This window comes from Photorhabdus akhurstii, from assembly GCF_018448925.1.
Classification (GTDB): domain Bacteria; phylum Pseudomonadota; class Gammaproteobacteria; order Enterobacterales; family Enterobacteriaceae; genus Photorhabdus; species Photorhabdus akhurstii.
The window spans coordinates 344,647-363,486 of sequence record NZ_RCWE01000001.1; the positions used below are offsets into that span (position 1 = coordinate 344,647).

16 protein-coding genes are annotated in these 18,840 nt (G+C 42.7%); 14 read left to right on the forward strand and 2 right to left on the reverse strand.

The window, feature by feature from the left end; translation table 11 throughout:
• Positions 1-1,445: 1,445 nt before the first annotated feature.
• The 14 genes from flhD (at position 1,446) to EAE93_RS01655 (ending at position 15,094) form a co-directional block, all read left to right on the forward strand.
• The gene (flhD, locus tag EAE93_RS01590) at positions 1,446-1,796 is read left to right on the forward strand and encodes a flagellar transcriptional regulator FlhD (RefSeq protein ID WP_036775787.1); all 351 of its coding nucleotides are present in this window, start codon (positions 1,446-1,448) and stop codon (positions 1,794-1,796) included.
• Between the two features lie 3 nt (positions 1,797-1,799).
• Positions 1,800-2,381 (forward strand): flagellar transcriptional regulator FlhC, encoded by a 582-nt coding sequence (gene flhC, locus EAE93_RS01595; protein ID WP_105398504.1) that lies wholly within the window; start codon positions 1,800-1,802, stop codon positions 2,379-2,381.
• 136 nt (positions 2,382-2,517) lie between these two features.
• Positions 2,518-3,405, forward strand: coding sequence for a flagellar motor stator protein MotA (gene motA, locus EAE93_RS01600; protein WP_036775785.1), 888 nt, complete (start codon positions 2,518-2,520; stop codon positions 3,403-3,405).
• Positions 3,402-4,385: a flagellar motor protein MotB gene (gene motB, locus EAE93_RS01605; RefSeq protein WP_036807315.1), complete on the forward strand. Its 984-nt coding sequence runs from the start codon at positions 3,402-3,404 to the stop codon at positions 4,383-4,385. The genes motA and motB overlap by 4 nt, the downstream gene beginning before the upstream one ends.
• A 15-nt stretch (positions 4,386-4,400) precedes the next feature.
• A complete protein-coding gene (gene cheA, locus EAE93_RS01610) occupies positions 4,401-6,428 on the forward strand; it encodes a chemotaxis protein CheA (RefSeq protein WP_036807318.1) in 2,028 nt (675 codons plus the stop codon).
• Positions 6,429-6,487: 59 nt separating this feature from the next.
• A complete protein-coding gene (cheW, locus tag EAE93_RS01615) occupies positions 6,488-6,985 on the forward strand; it encodes a chemotaxis protein CheW (RefSeq protein ID WP_036775781.1) in 498 nt (165 codons plus the stop codon).
• 167 nt (positions 6,986-7,152) lie between these two features.
• On the forward strand, positions 7,153-8,847 hold the full coding sequence (locus tag EAE93_RS01620) for a methyl-accepting chemotaxis protein (protein ID WP_040152376.1): 1,695 nt from the start codon (positions 7,153-7,155) through the stop codon (positions 8,845-8,847).
• Between the two features lie 53 nt (positions 8,848-8,900).
• Positions 8,901-10,535, forward strand: coding sequence for a methyl-accepting chemotaxis protein (locus tag EAE93_RS01625; RefSeq protein ID WP_214038934.1), 1,635 nt, complete (start codon positions 8,901-8,903; stop codon positions 10,533-10,535).
• A gap of 6 nt (positions 10,536-10,541) precedes the next feature.
• Entirely contained in the window at positions 10,542-11,438 is an 897-nt protein-coding gene (cheR, locus tag EAE93_RS01630) for a protein-glutamate O-methyltransferase CheR (RefSeq protein ID WP_214038935.1), read from the forward strand.
• Complete coding sequence (locus EAE93_RS01635) at positions 11,431-12,483, forward strand: protein-glutamate methylesterase/protein-glutamine glutaminase (RefSeq protein WP_214038936.1); 1,053 nt, start codon at positions 11,431-11,433, stop codon at positions 12,481-12,483. The genes cheR and EAE93_RS01635 overlap by 8 nt, the downstream gene beginning before the upstream one ends.
• Before the next feature lie 69 nt (positions 12,484-12,552).
• Positions 12,553-12,942, forward strand: coding sequence for a chemotaxis response regulator CheY (gene cheY / locus EAE93_RS01640; protein ID WP_036807331.1), 390 nt, complete (start codon positions 12,553-12,555; stop codon positions 12,940-12,942).
• Between the two features lie 9 nt (positions 12,943-12,951).
• Positions 12,952-13,602, forward strand: coding sequence for a protein phosphatase CheZ (cheZ, locus tag EAE93_RS01645; RefSeq protein WP_036807333.1), 651 nt, complete (start codon positions 12,952-12,954; stop codon positions 13,600-13,602).
• Positions 13,603-14,079: 477 nt separating this feature from the next.
• A complete protein-coding gene (locus EAE93_RS01650) occupies positions 14,080-14,865 on the forward strand; it encodes a class I SAM-dependent methyltransferase (RefSeq protein WP_214038937.1) in 786 nt (261 codons plus the stop codon).
• A gap of 64 nt (positions 14,866-14,929) precedes the next feature.
• On the forward strand, positions 14,930-15,094 hold the full coding sequence (locus EAE93_RS01655) for a hypothetical protein (protein WP_161786670.1): 165 nt from the start codon (positions 14,930-14,932) through the stop codon (positions 15,092-15,094).
• A 127-nt stretch (positions 15,095-15,221) separates the two neighbouring features.
• Here EAE93_RS01655 and EAE93_RS01660 read toward each other — a convergent pair whose 3' ends face one another.
• Both EAE93_RS01660 and EAE93_RS01665 read right to left on the reverse strand, forming a co-directional pair.
• Positions 15,222-15,584 (reverse strand): nuclear transport factor 2 family protein, encoded by a 363-nt coding sequence (locus EAE93_RS01660; RefSeq protein ID WP_228999632.1) that lies wholly within the window; start codon positions 15,582-15,584, stop codon positions 15,222-15,224.
• A gap of 50 nt (positions 15,585-15,634) precedes the next feature.
• The gene (locus EAE93_RS01665; protein ID WP_214038938.1) at positions 15,635-18,829 is read right to left on the reverse strand and encodes a non-ribosomal peptide synthetase; all 3,195 of its coding nucleotides are present in this window, start codon (positions 18,827-18,829) and stop codon (positions 15,635-15,637) included.
• Positions 18,830-18,840 lie beyond the last annotated feature (11 nt).

Here is an 18,840-nt window from a genome sequence, read left to right on the forward strand (position 1 = left end):
CGTATGAAAAAGTGACGTTTGTGATATACACTAATGACGTCATTAGCTATGTTTTTATATGTGAAAATAATGTTTTTGGGATGGTGATCGTAAATATCATATGAAATAATGAAAGACGAAAAAATGACTTTTAATATTTTATTTTTTTTGTATTATGAGAATATGTGAGTTCGGAAATGGTGTGTGTTTTTTATTTAAATATTAATCTGTAAACTATCCATTTCTTGTATTATATAAATGGTGGTAATTTAGTTTATGATGGATATTTAGTAAGGTTATATATTTTTGTGATTTGAAAATTTTATTGTTGGAATTGTATCTCTTATGGAACTTTAAAGCAGGTTTTAAGGGTAATAAATCACATTCAATCCGTTTAAAATGCCTAATGTTTTTAAAATATATATATTGATAATGTGTAAATTTAATTAATGGTTAATTTGAAGTACGAAGATTCAAGATGAAAAAGATAAAGTAATCAATCGAAGGATTTTGCGTATTGTTATATTATAAGGCATGATTTTTGATAAATTTTTCTAATGTTTTTTGTCGCTATTTGGGTTGTCAGGAGTCGAAATAGACCGGTTTCTCTGGTCATCTCTATGCTGGATATTGATTGTTATGCAATCAATAAAATGTTGTTATAGTTGTTTTTTTATTCATTATCTTACTGTATTTTATGCTATTTTTGTATGGTTAGTGTTATCTGAACGTAGTGGTATACATTTTTAGTTAAGCCTTTGGGTTAAAAAAAGTACAAATCTAAACGAAAAGTGATCATACCAGTATCTTTTTTGCAACCAAATTTTACATAAAATTAATCTGCTTTATCGTACAAATGGAGATGCCGGATCTCAGAATAAGATTATTGTTTACACTTGTTACTCAAGGATAAAACTGTCTTTTTGGGTGTTAGTTTGACTCAGGGTGGGATTTTTTATCGTTATTTTAAATTTATAAGTTTAATAGATCGTATAAAATCAAAAAATATATCTAATATTTTTATTTAGATAATTTAACTTATTAAAATTGAGAATTCGGATTTTATTTAATTGTTTGAATGTTTAATGAGCAACTCATCGATTAAATGCATATTAAAAGCCCTTGTTTTTGTGAGTTATGTCACATAGTATTTAAAATTGCGCTCTCTTTCCGTTGTATAAGTTGATGATTCAGGAGTAAAGTTGTTCCGTATTAAGAATATTCTTAATCGCCAATGAAAAATGTTATATCAGGTAACGCAATAATACTTTTGTAGCTCACTACCGTAATATTTTTGAAGTTGGATGAATCAAAAGTAATACAAAGGATGGTTACTACTCTGACTAAGCCAGTATATTTTAGTTATGTAAGAGATTATTAATCCCTAAGCTATTTTAGGAATTTTGTCACGAGTGGTTTTTCGAACACTTAACTGATTTTTTAATGTAATCGGACGGGATAGAGAAATGAGTACGGTTGAATTGCTCAAACATATTTATGACATAAATTTATCGTATTTGCTTTTAGCTCAGCGATTAATTAACCATGAAAAAGCATCAGCGATGTTCCGTTTAGGTATTAGCGATTCTATGGCTGATACGTTGTCTGAATTGACATTACCTCAGTTGGTCAAGCTCGCTGAGACTAATCAATTAGTCTGTAATTTCCGGTTCGAAGACAGTGAAACTATTCAGCAGCTTACTAGGGAATCTCGTGTGGATGATTTACAACAAATACATACAGGCATTTTGTTATCTACTCATTTGTTTCAGAAGTTATCTTCGAAAGACGATACGTCAGTGAAAAAAAGAGCATAAGAGATGGCCGAGAAAAGTATAGTTCAAGAAGCTAAGGATATACAGTTGGCGATGGAACTCATCACTTTGGGGGCACGGTTACAGATGCTTGAAAGTGAAACACAATTGAGCAGAGGGCGATTAATTAAGCTTTATAAAGAATTGAGGGGGAGTCCCCCGCCCAAAGGGATGCTGCCTTTTTCAACAGATTGGTTTATGACGTGGGAACAGAATATTCATTCATCGATGTTCTATAATGCCTACCGTTTTTTACTCAAGAGTGGTTATTGTGAAGGTGTAGAAGCTGTTGTTAAAGCGTATCGACTCTATCTTGAACAATGTCCCCCTGTTGAAGGAGACTCTCCGGTTTTGGCGTTGACTCGTGCCTGGACTCTGGTACGTTTTGTCGACAGTGGTATGTTACAACCTTCGCAGTGCCGTACCTGTGGTGGAACTTTTATTACTCATGCTCATCAACCTGTGAATAGCTTTGTTTGTAGCCTTTGCCAACCGCCATCACGCGCAGTAAAAAAACGTAAACTTTCCTTTCAGTCTGCCGATACTAATTCACAACTGCTGGATGGACTTGCTCAGCACGCAGTATGAATTTAAATGGGAAAATTATTCCTACAGGTTACAGATTTGTACTTTTTCTCCTGTAACCTGTATTGAAACCACAACCATTCTGGATTCAGACTGTTCAACTTCCCATCCGCTCACCAACTTAGCTAAAGGATATCGCGTGTTAGTACTTTTAGGATATATCGTAGTTTTTGGTGCGGTAATCGGTGGTTACCTGATTGTAGGTGGTCATTTAGGCGCACTTTATCAACCCGCTGAATTTTTAATTATCACTGGTGCTGGTATCGGTGCTTTTATTGTGGGTAATAACGGAAAAGCGATTAAGGCAACATTGCGGGTTTTGCCAAAGGTAATGCGTAGATCTAAATATAACAAAGTGATGTATATGGATCTGATGGCGCTGCTTTTCCGGTTGCTAGCAAAATCCCGTATGCATGGTGTCTTAGCATTAGAGCGAGATATCGAACATCCTCAGCAAAGTGATATTTTCACCCAGTATCCGCGTTTGCTTAAGGATAAGCATTTGATGGATTTTATCACTGACTACATGCGGTTGATTGTGAGTGGCAATATGAATCCTCATGAAATTGAAGCTTTGATGGATGAAGAAATTGAAACTTATGAACAGGAAAGCGAGATCCCGGCAACCAGTTTGACGATGGTTGGAGATTCTCTTCCTGCTTTTGGTATTGTCGCTGCTGTTATGGGGGTTGTTAATGCTTTGGGTTCGGCAGATCGCCCGGCAGGAGAGCTTGGTGTGCTGATTGCTCATGCAATGGTTGGGACATTTCTTGGTATTTTGCTGGCCTATGGTTTTATTTCTCCACTGGCGACATTGCTACGTCAACGCAGTGGTGAACACATTAAGATGATGCAATGTATTAAAGTGACATTGTTATCCAGTCTGAATGGTTACGCTCCACAAATTGCTGTTGAATTCGGCCGTAAAACACTGTACCTCACAGATCGTCCTTCTTTCACTGAGTTGGAAGAACATGTTCGCCGGGTAAAAGCACCAGTCCAGCAAGAAACTGAAGAACAAGCATGAAGGCGCGTAACGTCTCTGTCATTAGAGTAAAAAGACGTAAAAGAAATGGCGTCAAACATCATGGTGGTTCATGGAAGATTGCTTACGCTGACTTTATGACCGCCATGATGGCATTTTTTCTGGTTATGTGGCTGCTGGCAATTTCCAGCCCGCAAGAACTGACCCGAATTGCAGAATATTTCCGTACTCCGTTACAAGTGGCAATCAATAAAGGGGAGCGTAGCAGTGATAGCTCCAATCCTATTCCAGGAGGGGGGGAAGATGTGCTTCATCAGGAAGGAGATATTCTGCGTCAGGTTGAAGTCGTTGAAGCTAATGATGAGGCTCGCAAATTAAATAGGCTGCGTGAGCAACTTGATCAATTGATCATTACTGATCCTCGCCTTAAAGCATTACGCCCACATCTGTTGATTGACATGATGGATGAGGGGTTGCGTATCCAGATTATTGACCGGGAAAACCGGCCAATGTTTATGGTTGGCAGTGCAAAAGTTGAAAGTTACATGAGTGACATTTTACGGGCTATTGCACCAATTCTGAACGATATTCCCAATAAAATCAGCTTATCCGGTCATACTGATGACTTGAAATATGCCAATGGCGAACGTGGTTACAGTAACTGGGAACTCTCCGCAGATCGGGCGAATGCGTCAAGGAGAGAGCTGTTGCTAGGTGGGCTGGATGAAGGAAAGATATTGCGGGTAGTTGGCATGGCTGCAACGGTTCGCCTGAAACAAGAAGATGCCAGCGCGCCGGTTAACCGTCGCATCAGTATTTTAGTGCTCAATAAACAAGCGGAAGAGCGGATTGAACAGCAAAACACCGGCAGCGACTCCTTGATTATTAATGATAGTAAGGAAATTCACGAGGTGATTGGAAAGGATTCGGCTGAAAGCAGGTCAACACAACAGTCCAATGAAATCACAGTATCAGCTCAGCCAGCATCCCTAAATGCTGAACTTAATCGTGATACCGACTAAGGTGACAAAGTAACAATGGATATTACCGCGTTTTATCAGACCTTTTTTGATGAAGCAGACGAATTGCTGGAGGATATGGAGCAGCATCTATTGCAGCTCGATCCTGATGAACCAGATCAGGAGCAATTGAATGCTATTTTTCGTAGTGCTCACTCAATAAAAGGTGGCGCTGCGACTTTTGGTTTTATCAAGCTACAGCAAACCACGCATGTTTTGGAAAATTTGCTGGACAGCGCCAGACGAGATGAAATGAGTCTGACGACTGATATTATCAACCTGTTTTTAGAAGCGAAAGATATTATGCAGCAACAGTTGGATGCCTATAAAAGTTCTCAGGAGCCGGATGAAAGTGCGTTTACCTACATCTGTGAGACTTTGCGCCAGCTTGCATTGGAAGTACAGGAAGAGAATGAAAGCGGGGCTGAGTCTATCATAGATGCGGTGACGCCAGAGGTGCCTGAATCTGAGCCGGAATTAAAATCGGAGCCTGCTGCGACTGAAAACCAGCAAGGTAGAGTTCGGGTTCACCTTTCTGGTCTGAAAGAGCGTGAAGTTTCTTTGATGCTTGATGAGCTGAGTAATCTGGGGGAGGTTTATGATGCAGAACAGACTAGGGATAGTGTTGAAGCATCATTGGTAACATCAGCCACAGAGGACGATATCACCGCAGTACTCTGTTTTGTTATTGAACCGGAACAGATCACTTTTTTGCCGGTAGCTGAACCTAAAGACAAAGTTAAAAATCAGGATACAGCTAAAGTCGTTAAAACAACTACGTCGGAAAAAGGTTCAGCACCGCCTGTCGGGCGTCCTGCGCCGACACCACCGGCTGGATCGCCACGTCAACGGGCAGAATCTTCCAGTATTCGGGTTGCGGTTGAAAAGGTTGATCAACTGATAAACCTGGTTGGTGAACTGGTCATTACCCAATCTATGTTGGCTCAGCACTGTAACGCTCTTGAACCGACTTCACATGGTGATTTGCTAAATTGCATGGTTCAGTTACAGAGAAACTCCAGAGACTTGCAAGAATCTGTGATGTCTATCCGCATGATGCCAATGGAATATGTGTTCAGTCGTTACCCGCGTTTAGTCAGGGATCTGGCTAGTAAGCTGAATAAAAAAGTGGATCTCACTTTGGTTGGCAGTTCCACTGAGTTGGATAAGAGTTTAATCGAACGGATTATTGATCCGCTGACTCATTTAGTCCGTAACAGTCTGGATCATGGTATTGAAGAACCAGAAGCTCGGCTTGCTGTGGGTAAACCTGAAACAGGCAACTTGACACTTTCTGCTGAACATCAGGGAGGAAATATCTGTATTGAAGTCGTGGATGACGGCGCCGGGCTAAATCGCGAAAAAATTCTGGCTAAAGCGATATCACAAGGGCTATCAGTTAGTGAAAACATGAGTAACGAAGAAGTTGCCATGTTGATTTTCGCGCCTGGTTTTTCCACTGCTGAGGTTGTAACGGATGTATCTGGCCGCGGTGTAGGAATGGACGTGGTTAAGCGAAATATTCAGGAAATGGGTGGTCAAATCCAGATTAACTTCCAGGCCGGTAAAGGGACAGTGACGCGGATTTTGTTACCTCTGACACTGGCAATCCTTGACGGTATGTCAGTGAAAGTGAATGACGAAGTGTTTATTTTGCCATTGAGCGCGGTAGTCAGTTCTCTTCAACCGCAGGAAGAAGATATTTATCCACTGGCTGGTGATGAAAAATTACTGCATGTCAGAGGAGAATATTTACCACTGATTAAGTTATACCGCGTTTTTGATATTCCTGAGGCAAAAACAGATCCAACTCAAGGGATTGTTGTGATTGTACAAAGTGCCGGTCGTCGTTATGCCTTACTGGTTGATCAATTAGTTGGTCAGCATCAGGTAGTTGTGAAAAATATCGAAAGTAACTATCGCAAAGTGCCCGGGATCTCTGCTGCCACAATTATGGGAGATGGCAGTGTGGCGTTGATTATTGATGTTTCTGCCTTGCAGCAACTCAATCATGACCAATTGGCGCTCAGCAAAGCTAAAAAATAAGCACTGAATGGGGAGCATCCCCAAAGAAAATCGTCAATCTCACAGTAAAAGGTAAGATCATGTCGTCCATAGAAGCATTTAATAAATTGTCGGGAGAAACTGCCGGGGAAGGCTATCTGGTTTTTACCCTAGGTGACGAAGAGTATGGTATCGAAATACTGAAAGTACAGGAGATTCGGGGCTATGATCAGGTTACTCGTATTGCGAATACTCCGGCTTTCATTAAAGGAATAACCAATCTACGTGGCGTTATTGTGCCTATTATTGACCTGAGAATTAAATTTGCTCAGGAAACAGTTACCTATAATGACAATACCGTTGTTATTGTTTTGAATCTGTTAAACCGGGTGGTTGGTATTGTAGTTGATGGTGTTTCGGATGTTTTATCGCTCAAAGCTGAGCAAATCTGTCCGGCGCCTGAATTTGCAGTAACATTATCTACCGAATATCTAACAGGATTGGGTTCACTTGATGATCGCATGCTGATTTTAGTGGATATCGAAAAACTGCTTAATAGTGAAGAGATGGCGTTGGTAGATTCAGTGGCTAAAAACTAATCATAAAATGTGACTGCCATCATCGACAGATGGCAGTTACTTTTTGTCTATATTCCCGTTAAGTCCAGATCAGAAAAAATATTCAAATTTCTTTTATTCAACCAGTAAAGTTTCCTTTGGTGATGCCGATAACAGAGCCATGCTGATCTATTGTAAAAAGGGAAAACATGTTTAACCGAATGAAAATAGTGACCGGACTGATGGCGGTCATCATATTATTTGGTGCTCTGCAATTTATATCCGGAGGGCTTTTCTTCCATGAGTTGAAAAGTAACAAAGAAAATCTAGAAATACTGGATAAAATGCGTGAACAGCAGACATTTTTAAGTGACACTTGGGTTAACTTGTTGCAGGCCCGTAACAGTTTGAACCGTGCTGGCATTCGCTACATGATGAAAAAAGATGAAGGTGTCGATAATTACTACACATTAGAGCAGTTACTGACTGATGCCAGAAGTAACTTGTCTATAGCGGAACAGCGTTTTGAGCAATACGAACAGACCGCTAAATTGCCTATTCATGAATCAGAAAGCCTTAATCGCCTTAAAAAATCCTACGATGTTTATATTTCAGCACTACATGAACTCATTGTTCTGATTGAACATGATCGGGCGGTAGAATTTTTCAACCAGCCAACGGGCAAATATCAGAGTGCTTTTGAGGAAGAATATAACTTCTATTTGACCCAAAATGATCATCTTTATTCTGATGTTGTATTTGATGCCAATATCTCCTACAGAAATGCGATGATTATGTTGGGTATTATCATGCTGATTCTGGTTTCAGCCATGATTTTCAGTTGGGTTAGCATCAAGCATAGTTTGATAAATCCACTAAACAAATTATTGGAGAATATCAAGGCGCTTTCTACCGGTGATTTGACCCAAAATATTACTGTTTCAGGCAGGAATGAAATGAGTACGTTAGCCGTTGGCCTGAAACATATGCAAAAAGAGTTTATCACTACTGTTACCAGTGTTCGTCAGAGCAGCGAAAGTATTTATAACGGAACCAGTGAAATTGCCGCTGGAAATAATGATCTCTCCTCGCGTACTGAGGAACAGGTTGCTTCTTTGGAAGAAACCGCCGCTAGTATGGAGCAATTGACTGCAACTGTGCGTCAAAATGCAGAAAATGCTCGTCAGGCAAGTAATCTGGCTGATAGTGCTTCTGACGTTGCCCGTCAGGGTGGGAAAGTGGTGGCGAATGTTGTACAGACAATGCGTGAAATTGCCGGCAGTTCTCAGAAAATTTCCGATATTACCAGTGTTATTGATGCTATTGCGTTCCAAACTAACATCTTGGCGTTGAATGCCGCAGTGGAAGCCGCACGTGCCGGCGAACATGGGCGAGGTTTTGCTGTTGTGGCAGGCGAAGTGCGTAACCTCGCACAGCGTAGTGCTGAGGCGGCAAAAGAGATCAAAGCATTAATAGAAGATTCAGTAAGCCGCGCGGATACCGGTTCAGTTCTGGTTGAGAGCGCCGGTGAAACAATGAATAACATTGTCAGTTCAGTAACCCGCGTCACTGACATTATGGGGGAAATTGCATCTGCATCCGATGAACAAAGCAGAGGAATAACTCAGGTTGGTCTGGCTATCTCCGAAATGGATCGTGTCACACAGCAAAATGCGGCTTTAGTTGAGCAATCCGCTGCGGCTGCGACTGCGCTGGAAGATCAAGCGGCGGGATTGAAGAAATTGGTTTCTCTGTTCCAGTTACCGAGTCTTGACGAGAAGCCGCAGTCTGAAACAAAAACTGAGCATTTGCCTGTGGCTAAGACTCCTCCGGCTAAATCGAATCCACTGGTGTTGAAGAAAGTCAACAATGTGGAAGAGCAAGCTAATTGGGAAACATTTTAAAACACTAAGCGATAACCACGGCTGCATATGCAGCCGTTAACAGAGGTGATTACATGTTAGGCAGGCTTCGTATATCAACCAGTTTATATCTGTTACTGATGATGTTTTGTGTAATGCAGATAATCTCAAGTGGTTTATCACTTGGAATCATTCACGCAGATCAATCCTATATTGAACGAATTGATCTGGGAACACAGAAGAGGGATACCTTAGGATTGAGCTGGGCCGCTTTGCTACAATCGCGTAATACACTTAATCGAATCGCTGTAGGGAAAACGCTGCAACAATCTGAAGCTCATGTTGAGAGTATGGTCGCTAATGTTAAGGAGACCTTGGATAGGGCTGAGATGCATTTTGCCGAGTTTATTGCGCTGCCTAAATTAAATGAAGAAGACGGCAGTAGTGTATTACTGGCCTCGGTAGAAACCAGTTATAAGGAATATATCAGAGCGCTTAGAGAACTCTCAGCGTTTTTAGAAAGTGGTAATTATGATGCCTTCTTAAACCAGCCGACAGAAAAGTATCAGCAGCAACTTGAGTCTGATTTCAATCATTATATGCAGTATATCGGCGAGGAGATTACAACCGCCGTTCAAGATGGTCGTCTTTATTACCGAATTTCAGTTGCCATGTTTGCAGGTGCGATCTTAATGGTATTGGTTGTTGCCTGGGCGGCTCATTGGTGGTTGAAAAAGAATCTTCTCAGACCTTTTGCCAATATGCGTAGTCACTTTCAGAATGTTGCGGAAGGGAAACTCAATAAAGAAGTTTCTGTTTTCACTCAAGATGAAATTGGTGAAGTGTTCCTCAAATTACGCGAAATGCAACGTTCACTGGTTAATTCCATTACTTTGGTAAAAGAGAATACGAACTTAATGTATAGCGGTATTCAGGAAATTACTCAGGGTAATACTGATCTCTCTTCCCGTACTGAGGAGCAGGCTGCATCACTGGAAGAAACAGCCGCCAGTATGGAACAACTGACAGCAACTGTACGTCAGAATGCGGAAAATGCTCGCCAGGCCAGTGAGTTGGCGGTATCTGCATCGAAAACAGCCTCTAAGGGAGGTGAACTGACCGTTGATGTTGTGGAAACAATGGATGCAATTGCCAATAGCTCACAGAAAATCAGTGCCATCATCAGCGTTATTGATGGCATTGCATTTCAGACCAACATTCTGGCGCTGAATGCGGCGGTAGAAGCCGCACGGGCAGGTGAACAAGGTCGAGGTTTCTCTGTTGTTGCTGGCGAAGTGAGGGATCTTGCTCAACGAAGTGCCGAAGCAGCGAAAGAGATTAAAACATTAATTAATGAATCCGTTCAACGGGTAAGCCAAGGCTCCGAATTAGTTAGCCATGCAGGAAAAACCATGAATGAATTGGTCGTTTCTGTAAACCAGGTCACGGATCTGATGGCTGAAATTGCTGCGGCATCGGATGAACAAAGTCGGGGTATTCATCAGGTAGCACAAGCTGTTACCCAGATGGATCAGGTTACTCAGCAGAATGCTGCATTGGTTGAACAGTCAGCCGCGGCAGCGGCGGCACTTGAAGACCAGGCAGATATTTTGGTGCAAATAGTGGCACAGTTTGAGTTACCAGATAATTCAGAAAATAGGCTTGAAAATGAACTTTCACTGACGCTGAGGTCTGCGGATAGCGAAGGGGCAGTCAGTCAGACTCGTTGAGGCCAGATGAAATCAAATTTAATTGCTTCAGCGACAAGTAGTTTGCCACCTTCGCCGCTGAATCACATGATTCAGCGTTATACCATGTCGGATGCGCATTTTGGGCGCATCTGCCAGCTTATATATCAACGTGCGGGTATTGTGCTGGCCGCACATAAACGGGAGATGGTTTACAACCGTTTAATTCGGCGTTTGCGTACCCTTGGAATACGTGATTTTGGGCAATACTTGTTCATTCTTGAAAACGACATCAATAGTGAGAGTGAGGAGTGGCAAGAATTTATCAATGCGTTGACAACTAACCTGACGGCTTTTTTCAGGGAAGCTCATCATTTTCCTCTGTTAGCTAAACATGCAAGTAAGAAGAGTGGATCGTACCGGGTATGGAGTGCGGCGGCATCGACAGGAGAAGAGCCATATTCGATTGCAATGACGTTAAGCGATGTGTTGGGAGAGCGTTTTCAGCGGGTAAAGATTATTGCCAGTGATATTGATACCCATGTACTGGAAAAAGCCCGCAAAGGGGTTTATCGATTGGATGAATTGCGCCAACTGACCGATCAACAGAAAAAGCGTTACTTTTTTAAAGGTGTTGGATCTTATGAAGGTTATGCTCGTATCCGGCCCCAACTTGCTGACATGGTGACATTCCAGCGTCTAAACCTGTTAGATCCCCATTGGCCGTTTGAAGAGAAGTTTGATGCCATCTTTTGCCGTAATGTTATGATTTATTTTGATAAAAAGACGCAGGAACGGATACTGCGTCATTTTGTTGCTTTGTTAAAACCCGATGGATTGCTCTTTGCAGGGCACTCTGAAAATGTCACTCAAATAAGCCGGGAATTCTACTTGCAAGGACAGACCGTTTACGGTGTAGGCCGGGCAAGGAGAGGTCATGAATAAGATAACTGTTCTTTGTGTCGATGATTCAGCGCTTATGCGTCAAATCATGCGAGAGATCATCAATAGTCACCCGGATATGGAGGTAGTGGCTTGTGCGCCAGATCCACTGGTGGCACGTGATCTCATTAAAAAGCATAATCCACAAGTACTCACGCTGGATGTTGAAATGCCGCGCATGGATGGTATTGATTTTCTAGAAAAATTAATGCGCTTACGGCCAATGCCTGTGGTTATGATCTCTTCTCTGACAGCCAAAGGTTCCGAAATCACATTAAGGGCATTGGAACTTGGTGCTGTTGATTTTGTAACCAAACCTCAATTGGGTATTCGTGAAGGCATGTTGGCTTACAGTGAGCTTATTGCGGAGAAAATACGAACAGCGGCACAGGCTAAATTATCTGTGCCAATAGCTACACCGATAAATTCTGTGCCTTTAAGTTTTAAGCCTCTGTTGTCCAGTGAAAAACTGATAGCAGTTGGTGCTTCTACTGGCGGAACAGAAGCAATAAAGAATTTGTTGCAACCGTTACCTATCACCAGCCCGGCACTGCTTATTACTCAACATATGCCACCTGGTTTTACTCGTTCCTTTGCTGAACGGTTGAATAAACTTAGCCAAATTACCGTAAAAGAGGCTGAAAATGGTGAACGGATTTTGCCGGGGCACGCTTACATTGCTCCGGGTGATCGCCATATGGAACTGTGCCGTAATGGTGCTGATTACCAGATTCTAATCACCGATGCACCGGCTGTTAATCGTCATCGTCCGTCTGTAGATGTGTTATTTCGATCAGTGGCTAAATTTGCCGGGAGAAATGCTGTCGGTGTGTTGCTGACCGGCATGGGCAGTGATGGCGCAGCAGGTTTACTGGAGATGAAACAAGCAGGAGCGTACACATTGGCGCAGGATGAAGCGAGTTGTGTGGTATTTGGTATGCCGAGAGCCGCGATACAGATGGGGGCGGTGGATGAGGTGATGGACATACATAAAATAAGTAAGAAAATGCTGGCAAAAATAAGCTTAGGGCAGGCTGTCCGTATTTAACGGTTGTCGGATAAATTTAATTTTTTTAGCGGCTCTGTGCTGACTGGTAAATAATTTCAAGGAGTTTTTATGGCGAATAAGGATCTGAAATTTCTGGTGGTTGATGATTTTTCAACCATGCGTCGCATTGTTCGTAACCTTTTAAAAGAATTGGGCTTTAATAATGTAGAAGAAGCTCAAGATGGGGCAGAAGCCCTGGCTAAAATTCGTTCATCTCACTTTGACTTTATTATTTCCGATTGGAATATGCCCAATATGGATGGTTTAGAGTTGCTAAAAGTCATTCGTGAAGATGCCCAATTGGCTAAGATACCGGTTTTGATGGTGACAGCAGAAGCGAAGAAAGAAAACATCATTGCCGCCGCACAAGCCGGGGCTAGTGGTTATGTTGTTAAACCTTTTACCGCAGCTACTCTGGAAGAAAAGCTCAATAAAATATTTGAAAAACTGGGCCTCTAAGGAGAGATAATGAGAGTAAATCCAGTCATGCCAAGGGATGAGACCATTAGCGCCAGTGAAATTATCAGCCGTATCGGCCAGCTTACGCGCATGTTGCGTGATAGTTTACGTGAGTTGGGATTGGATAAAACTATTGCTCAGGCGGCTGAGGCAATACCTGATGCGAGAGAACGTTTGGACTATGTTGTACAGATGACAGCGCAGGCGGCGGAAAGGGCGCTTAATTGCGTTGAAGCGGCGCAACCTCGTCAGAATGAATTAGAGTCATCGGCAATATCACTGAAAAAACGTTGGGATGAGTGGTTTGAAAACCCAGTTGAGATGCCTGTGGCACGTTCATTGGTTATGGATACCCGGAATTACCTCAATACGGTACCTGAACATACCGCATTCACTAACGCTCAACTGCTAGAGATCATGATGGCGCAAGATTTTCAGGATCTTACCGGTCAGGTTATTAAGCGGATGATGGATGTTATTCAGGAAATAGAAAAACAGCTAGTGATGGTATTAATGGAAAACATGCCGGCTGATCAAGTGATAAAAACCAAGAAAGAGACAGACAGTTTGCTAAATGGTCCGCAGGTGAATCAAAATGGCGTGGGTGTTATCGCTAATCAGGCTCAAGTTGATGATCTACTGGATAGCTTAGGTTTCTGAATAAACGTGGCAGGGGTAAACCTGCCACTCAGGATTAAAGATTTTCTGGAAATTGTTGACCACTACATAATAGAGACCGGATAACTTTTATCGTCAGACGGTGGGTTATGTGTCCAACGATATCTGCCTCCAAAAGTGCGCAGATGTACCGCAATTTTGTTCTCCCTTTCAGGCCACGGGAGTTTTCGTTCGCCACCCGATATGTAATTATTGCAGCTAATGGATCATAAATAATAACGTATTATCGATTGGATTGAGCGAGGTTAAATTTTTGTTTGATGATGAGAATAGCTTCACCTCTATTCATAACATTGACAGCTTAACGAAGGCGGTTTTATTGCTGAAACGTCATTAGCGGATTTTTATCCACCATCACGAACAAATATTGGCTGTTGTCCGTGCAGGTGGACGACTCAATTACATTTTTAATCAATTGCCCTAAAACCCATCACCAATAGAGAAGGAGCAGAGGATAATATGACACAGCATAAAGAAAAATTTGATGGTTTGGCTAAAGGTTATGATCGCTACCGCCCTCGTTACCCGCAGGTACTTTTCCGTGAAATTTGCCATTGGCTGCCTAAAGACAGGGCATTGTCTGTTGTCGATATTGGTGCCGGAACTGGCATTGCTCTCGAAGGGCTGGCAAATCTGCTTGGTCAGCAACACCACTACACTGCCATTGATATTTCGCAGGATATGATCGACACCGGTAAACAGAAACTGCCGTGGGTCAATTGGTTACATGGCAGTGCTGAACAGCATCTCGCCAATGTGGGTAATCCTGACTTAATCATGGCAGCACAATCTTTTCAATGGATGGATCGGGCAACGGTGTTAAATCTGGTCAGAAACAGTTTGGCAGAGAATGGCATCATAGCGATCCTGCAAAATAACCGAGATTACCGGCATAGTGAATTTTTGAATGAGTATGAAAATCTTCTGGAAGAATTAAGCCCTAACTATAGCCGTCATTATCGGAATTTTGATTATGCGCAGGAATTGAATACTGCATTCCTGCATGAAAATGCCCTCCATATTACACTCAATACCTGCTGGAGTATGCCTATTCCCGGCGAAGCATTTATCGGGATGAGTCGTTCATCGACTCAAGTGCAACGTGCTTTAGCTGCCCACGGTGAGTTATTTATCGGAAGATTAAAAATGCTGGTGGATAAATATCAATTTGAGGGAAAATTGGAAATTTTATATGAAAGCCAACTGTTTATGGTTGTTAAGCGGGTTAATTCTGGAAATGAATAATGTCAGAAATAGCGATCAGCTTCTCTATACCAATTGAGGAAAATATCAAGGGAATATTGGCACTTTGCAAGACGTTTATCTGCCATTTGTGGTTGATTTTATGCCGACAGCACTGAATGAAACGCTTGTCAGTATTATGGAGAAGCTAATTTATTGGAAAATTGCTAAATATGGTAATCAGGTTGTTGCCATCCATGTTGTTACATATGACAACTGCTACCAAAGGTGAAACAGTTTACAGCCGCTGTTTCACCTTCTCTTTGGAAGCCGACTAATATAACAAAAGCGTAGCGATAATATCTAAACCAAATACAACATCCAGAGAGCGCCAAATTTTTATTACAGCGATATCCTACTTAATGAGGTACTTCAAATTTAAAGTAATCGCTGAGGAGAGTTATCTTATCGTCCATAATTTCGATTAATGTCACGCCCATATTGCTATAAATATCACTATTTTTACGACGCCCTTCATTTTCCCAAATAACGCAAGCTTGGTTATTACTAGCAATGAAACCAGTTTGCGTAAAATGTAAATATTCAAAATTTGAGAACAGTTTCTTGAGAAAAATAAGCGACATCTTTTTACCTACCATTGGAGGAATACCCGGATAATAAAGTGAAATATCTTCGGAAAAAATATTATCCAGTCGTTTAAGGTCATACTGATTCATTGAGATAAGAAGTTCTGCGGTTAATTCATTTATTCGGTTCATCATGTTTTGTCCTCTGTTTTATTTATTTACCGACATAATCGTGTTATTTAGGCTTAGCTGACGACTTCATTTTCCTGCTGCAAAACGTTCAATCGTTGCACCAGTTGGCTGACCCTCGGTGCGTTAAATAGATCGCGCAACGTGATTTCAACGCCGAAGTCACTACGCACTCTTGCTATTACCCGCATTGCAACCAAAGATTCGCCGCCAAGCTCAAAGAAATTGTCCTCTGGAGAGATATTTTCTAATCCCAACAACTCGGCAAACAGACGACAAAGTGCGAGTTCCTGTGGACTGGAAGATTCACTTTCATTGACTACCGCACTGTTCCATATAGGTTTCGGCAACGCTTTACGATCTAACTTTCCATTAATGGTTAACGGGAAGTGATCAAGTTGCACTATGGCCGCTGGAATCATCGCTTCGGGCAAGCGTGTGGCTAGACTGGACCGTATTAGCTGTGGTTCAAGGGTAATACCCTGATGAGCAATGACATAACCCACCAACCGCTTCTGTTGACCTTCATCTTCACGCACAATGACCTCGGACTGCACGATATCAGGGTGTGCATTTAGCGCTGCCGCCACTTCGCCCAATTCAATACGGAAGCCGCGGATTTTAACCTGATCGTCAGTGCGGCCAAGGAAGTCCAATACCCCATCCCGACGCAATCTTGCCAGGTCGCCAGTGCGATACATACGCGCATCTGTGCCGACAAAAGGATCAGCTATAAAGCGTTCAGCCGTGAGCTCAGGACGATTTAGATAACCACGCGCTACTCCTGCGCCGCCCACATATATCTCACCCACAAAACCTACCGGAACCGGACACTGAGCTTCATCAAGAATATAGATACTGAGATCATCAATAGGTTCACCAATAAGGCTTGAAGCAGGCTGCGCAATGACTTCACGTGAAAGAGGGAAATAGGTCACATGTACAGTGGTTTCAGTAATACCATACATGTTGATCAATTGAGGTGCGTTATCAGCGTGTCTTTGATACCACTCCCCCAGGATATGGGCATTCAGCGCTTCTCCGCCAAAAATCACTATGCGCAGCGCCAAACTCTGCCCAAGCTTAGGGGCTTCGCGATCAGCATGGATCAGCGCCTGAAATGCTGAGGGCGTTTGGTTTAACACCGTCACTTTTTCGCTAACCAAAAGCTGCAAAAAATCTGTAGGTGAACGGCTGACTTCCCAGGGAACAATTACCAGTTTTCCGCCATTCAACAATGCTCCCCAGCACTCCCAGACAGCAAAATCAAAAGCATAAGAGTGAAACATTGTCCAACAATCAGTTTCAGAGAAATTAAACCAGCGTTGAGTACTTTGTAGCAAACGCATCACATTGTGATGAGTCACTACCACGCCCTTGGGTACACCGGTGGAACCAGAGGTGTAAATGATATAAGCGGGATGTGCTGAAATCAGCGGTTGCAAGCGCTCTTTATCAGACAGATCAGCAACGCTTTGCATTTCCAGATGGGCGATCAACTCGGGATCATCTAGCGATAATATGGGGGTATGGGTTGCCAGGCGTTGCGCAATTTCACGGGTGGTGATCACACAAGCGGGTTTAGCATCGTCAATCATAAAATCAAGACGACTTTGCGGATAATCCGCCTCCACTGGCACGTAAGCAGCCCCAGCCTTGATGATAGCCAGCAGTGTCACCATCATCTCAATAGAACGTGGTAAGCAGACCATAACACGCTGTTCCGGGCCTATTCGCCGGGATACCAGATAGCGTGCCAGTTGGTTAGCACGTTGGTTCAATACCGTATAGTTCACATTCTCCTGTTGATAAGTCAGCGCCACATTATTCGGCATTGCAATTGCTTGTTGTTCAAAGCGTGAGGTCAGTGTTTCCTCATTATTTGATTCTGTGCGCCGTGCAGGTAATAGGCTCTCTCCCAGGTGCCAGCCTGGCAATGTCAGTTCACCAATGGGGCGTGATATATCTGCCAGCAATTCAGTGATGAAGTGCTGAAAAAGAGATTTTTGAAGGTCAATATCGTGGGAAGTGTAGAGGTTATCATTGGTATCGAGCGTAAACTGCAAATTGCCGCCTTCGTCATGATAATAAATGGTCACAGAGAGGTCTTCTACCGGCCCACTGGACAAATTTTTGGTACGCCCAAAGTTACCCGCAAAGCTTACATTGCTGTTAAACAGCATCACATTAATATTCTGCGCAAACAAGCGGGGGGCAGAACCATTTCGCTGTAAATCACGATAGATATCTTCAGAGCGATACTGCTGATGTTTGAGCAACTGGCGGATTTCCTGGCTGACCTGTTTACTAATGTCGCCTATGGAATGAGCAGGATCTATTGTCAGACGCAGAGGTAATACATTAGATACCATGCCTGGAATACTACGTAACGCACGCCCTGAACGCGCAGTGACTGGCATACCTAAAGTAATATCCTGCTTATCGGTCATACGAGAAATCCAGGAAGCAACGATAGCAATAATAATTTGTGCCATACTGCTTCCGCTCTCTTCACTCAGAGTATGCAGAATGTCGTTGACCTTTGCCGGGATTTCACACTGGGTGCAACTGAACGAACCTAAGTCGGCGAACTGACCGGGTTTCGCCCCTACGGCAAGGCTCTGTGGCTCACTTCGTCCTGCCATATACTGTGACCACCACTGGCGGTCATGTTGAAAATTTTCCGAGCGGCGATATTCTTCATCAAAAGCTAACAGATCGCTAAGGGGGCCGAAAGGATTTTCCAGCTCATCAGCGCCAGTAAATTTCTGGGTGTACAGTTCAGCAAGCCGCTGAATCAGCAACGTAGTGCCAAAGGCATCACTAGCCAAATGATGGACACGAATAAACAAAAAATAGTGTTCATCACTGATTTTTAGCAGCGCAAAACCAAACAACGGCCCCTGTGTTAACTCCATCGGCCGCACCAATTCAGCCTTCATCCAGATTTCAGCTTCTGTTAACGCATCCATATGGTTAGATAGATCAATAAGCGGGCAACTCCATTGCAGATTAGTAACGATCTGTTGCTGTGGTCCTTGTGGGTGTTGCACAACTATCACCCGTAAACATTCAGCTTCATCTATCAACTGGGACAGTGCTGTGTTAAGTGTCTCAATATCGATAGCGCCTGAAATATCAATATAACAACCCGTATTATAAATTCCTGCGCTTACATTTAATTGTTCAGCCAGCCAAATTTCCTGCTGTGCTGCGGTCAGGGGGTAATAGGTTCCTTGATGTTGTTTCATAATTAATCCTC

Coding starts and splice junctions, on each gene's coding strand:
- flhD (WP_036775787.1), top strand. CDS start 1,446: ATGAGTACGGTTGAATTGCTCAAACATATTTATGACATAAATTTATCG.
- flhC (WP_105398504.1), top strand. CDS start 1,800: ATGGCCGAGAAAAGTATAGTTCAAGAAGCTAAGGATATACAGTTGGCG.
- motB (WP_036807315.1), top strand. CDS start 3,402: ATGAAGGCGCGTAACGTCTCTGTCATTAGAGTAAAAAGACGTAAAAGA.
- cheA (WP_036807318.1), top strand. CDS start 4,401: ATGGATATTACCGCGTTTTATCAGACCTTTTTTGATGAAGCAGACGAA.
- cheW (WP_036775781.1), top strand. CDS start 6,488: ATGTCGTCCATAGAAGCATTTAATAAATTGTCGGGAGAAACTGCCGGG.
- EAE93_RS01620 (WP_040152376.1), top strand. CDS start 7,153: ATGTTTAACCGAATGAAAATAGTGACCGGACTGATGGCGGTCATCATA.
- EAE93_RS01625 (WP_214038934.1), top strand. CDS start 8,901: ATGTTAGGCAGGCTTCGTATATCAACCAGTTTATATCTGTTACTGATG.
- cheR (WP_214038935.1), top strand. CDS start 10,542: ATGAAATCAAATTTAATTGCTTCAGCGACAAGTAGTTTGCCACCTTCG.
- EAE93_RS01635 (WP_214038936.1), top strand. CDS start 11,431: ATGAATAAGATAACTGTTCTTTGTGTCGATGATTCAGCGCTTATGCGT.
- cheY (WP_036807331.1), top strand. CDS start 12,553: ATGGCGAATAAGGATCTGAAATTTCTGGTGGTTGATGATTTTTCAACC.
- cheZ (WP_036807333.1), top strand. CDS start 12,952: ATGAGAGTAAATCCAGTCATGCCAAGGGATGAGACCATTAGCGCCAGT.
- EAE93_RS01650 (WP_214038937.1), top strand. CDS start 14,080: ATGACACAGCATAAAGAAAAATTTGATGGTTTGGCTAAAGGTTATGAT.
- EAE93_RS01660 (WP_228999632.1), bottom strand. CDS start 15,584: ATGATGAACCGAATAAATGAATTAACCGCAGAACTTCTTATCTCAATG.
- EAE93_RS01665 (WP_214038938.1), bottom strand. CDS start 18,829: ATGAAACAACATCAAGGAACCTATTACCCCCTGACCGCAGCACAGCAG.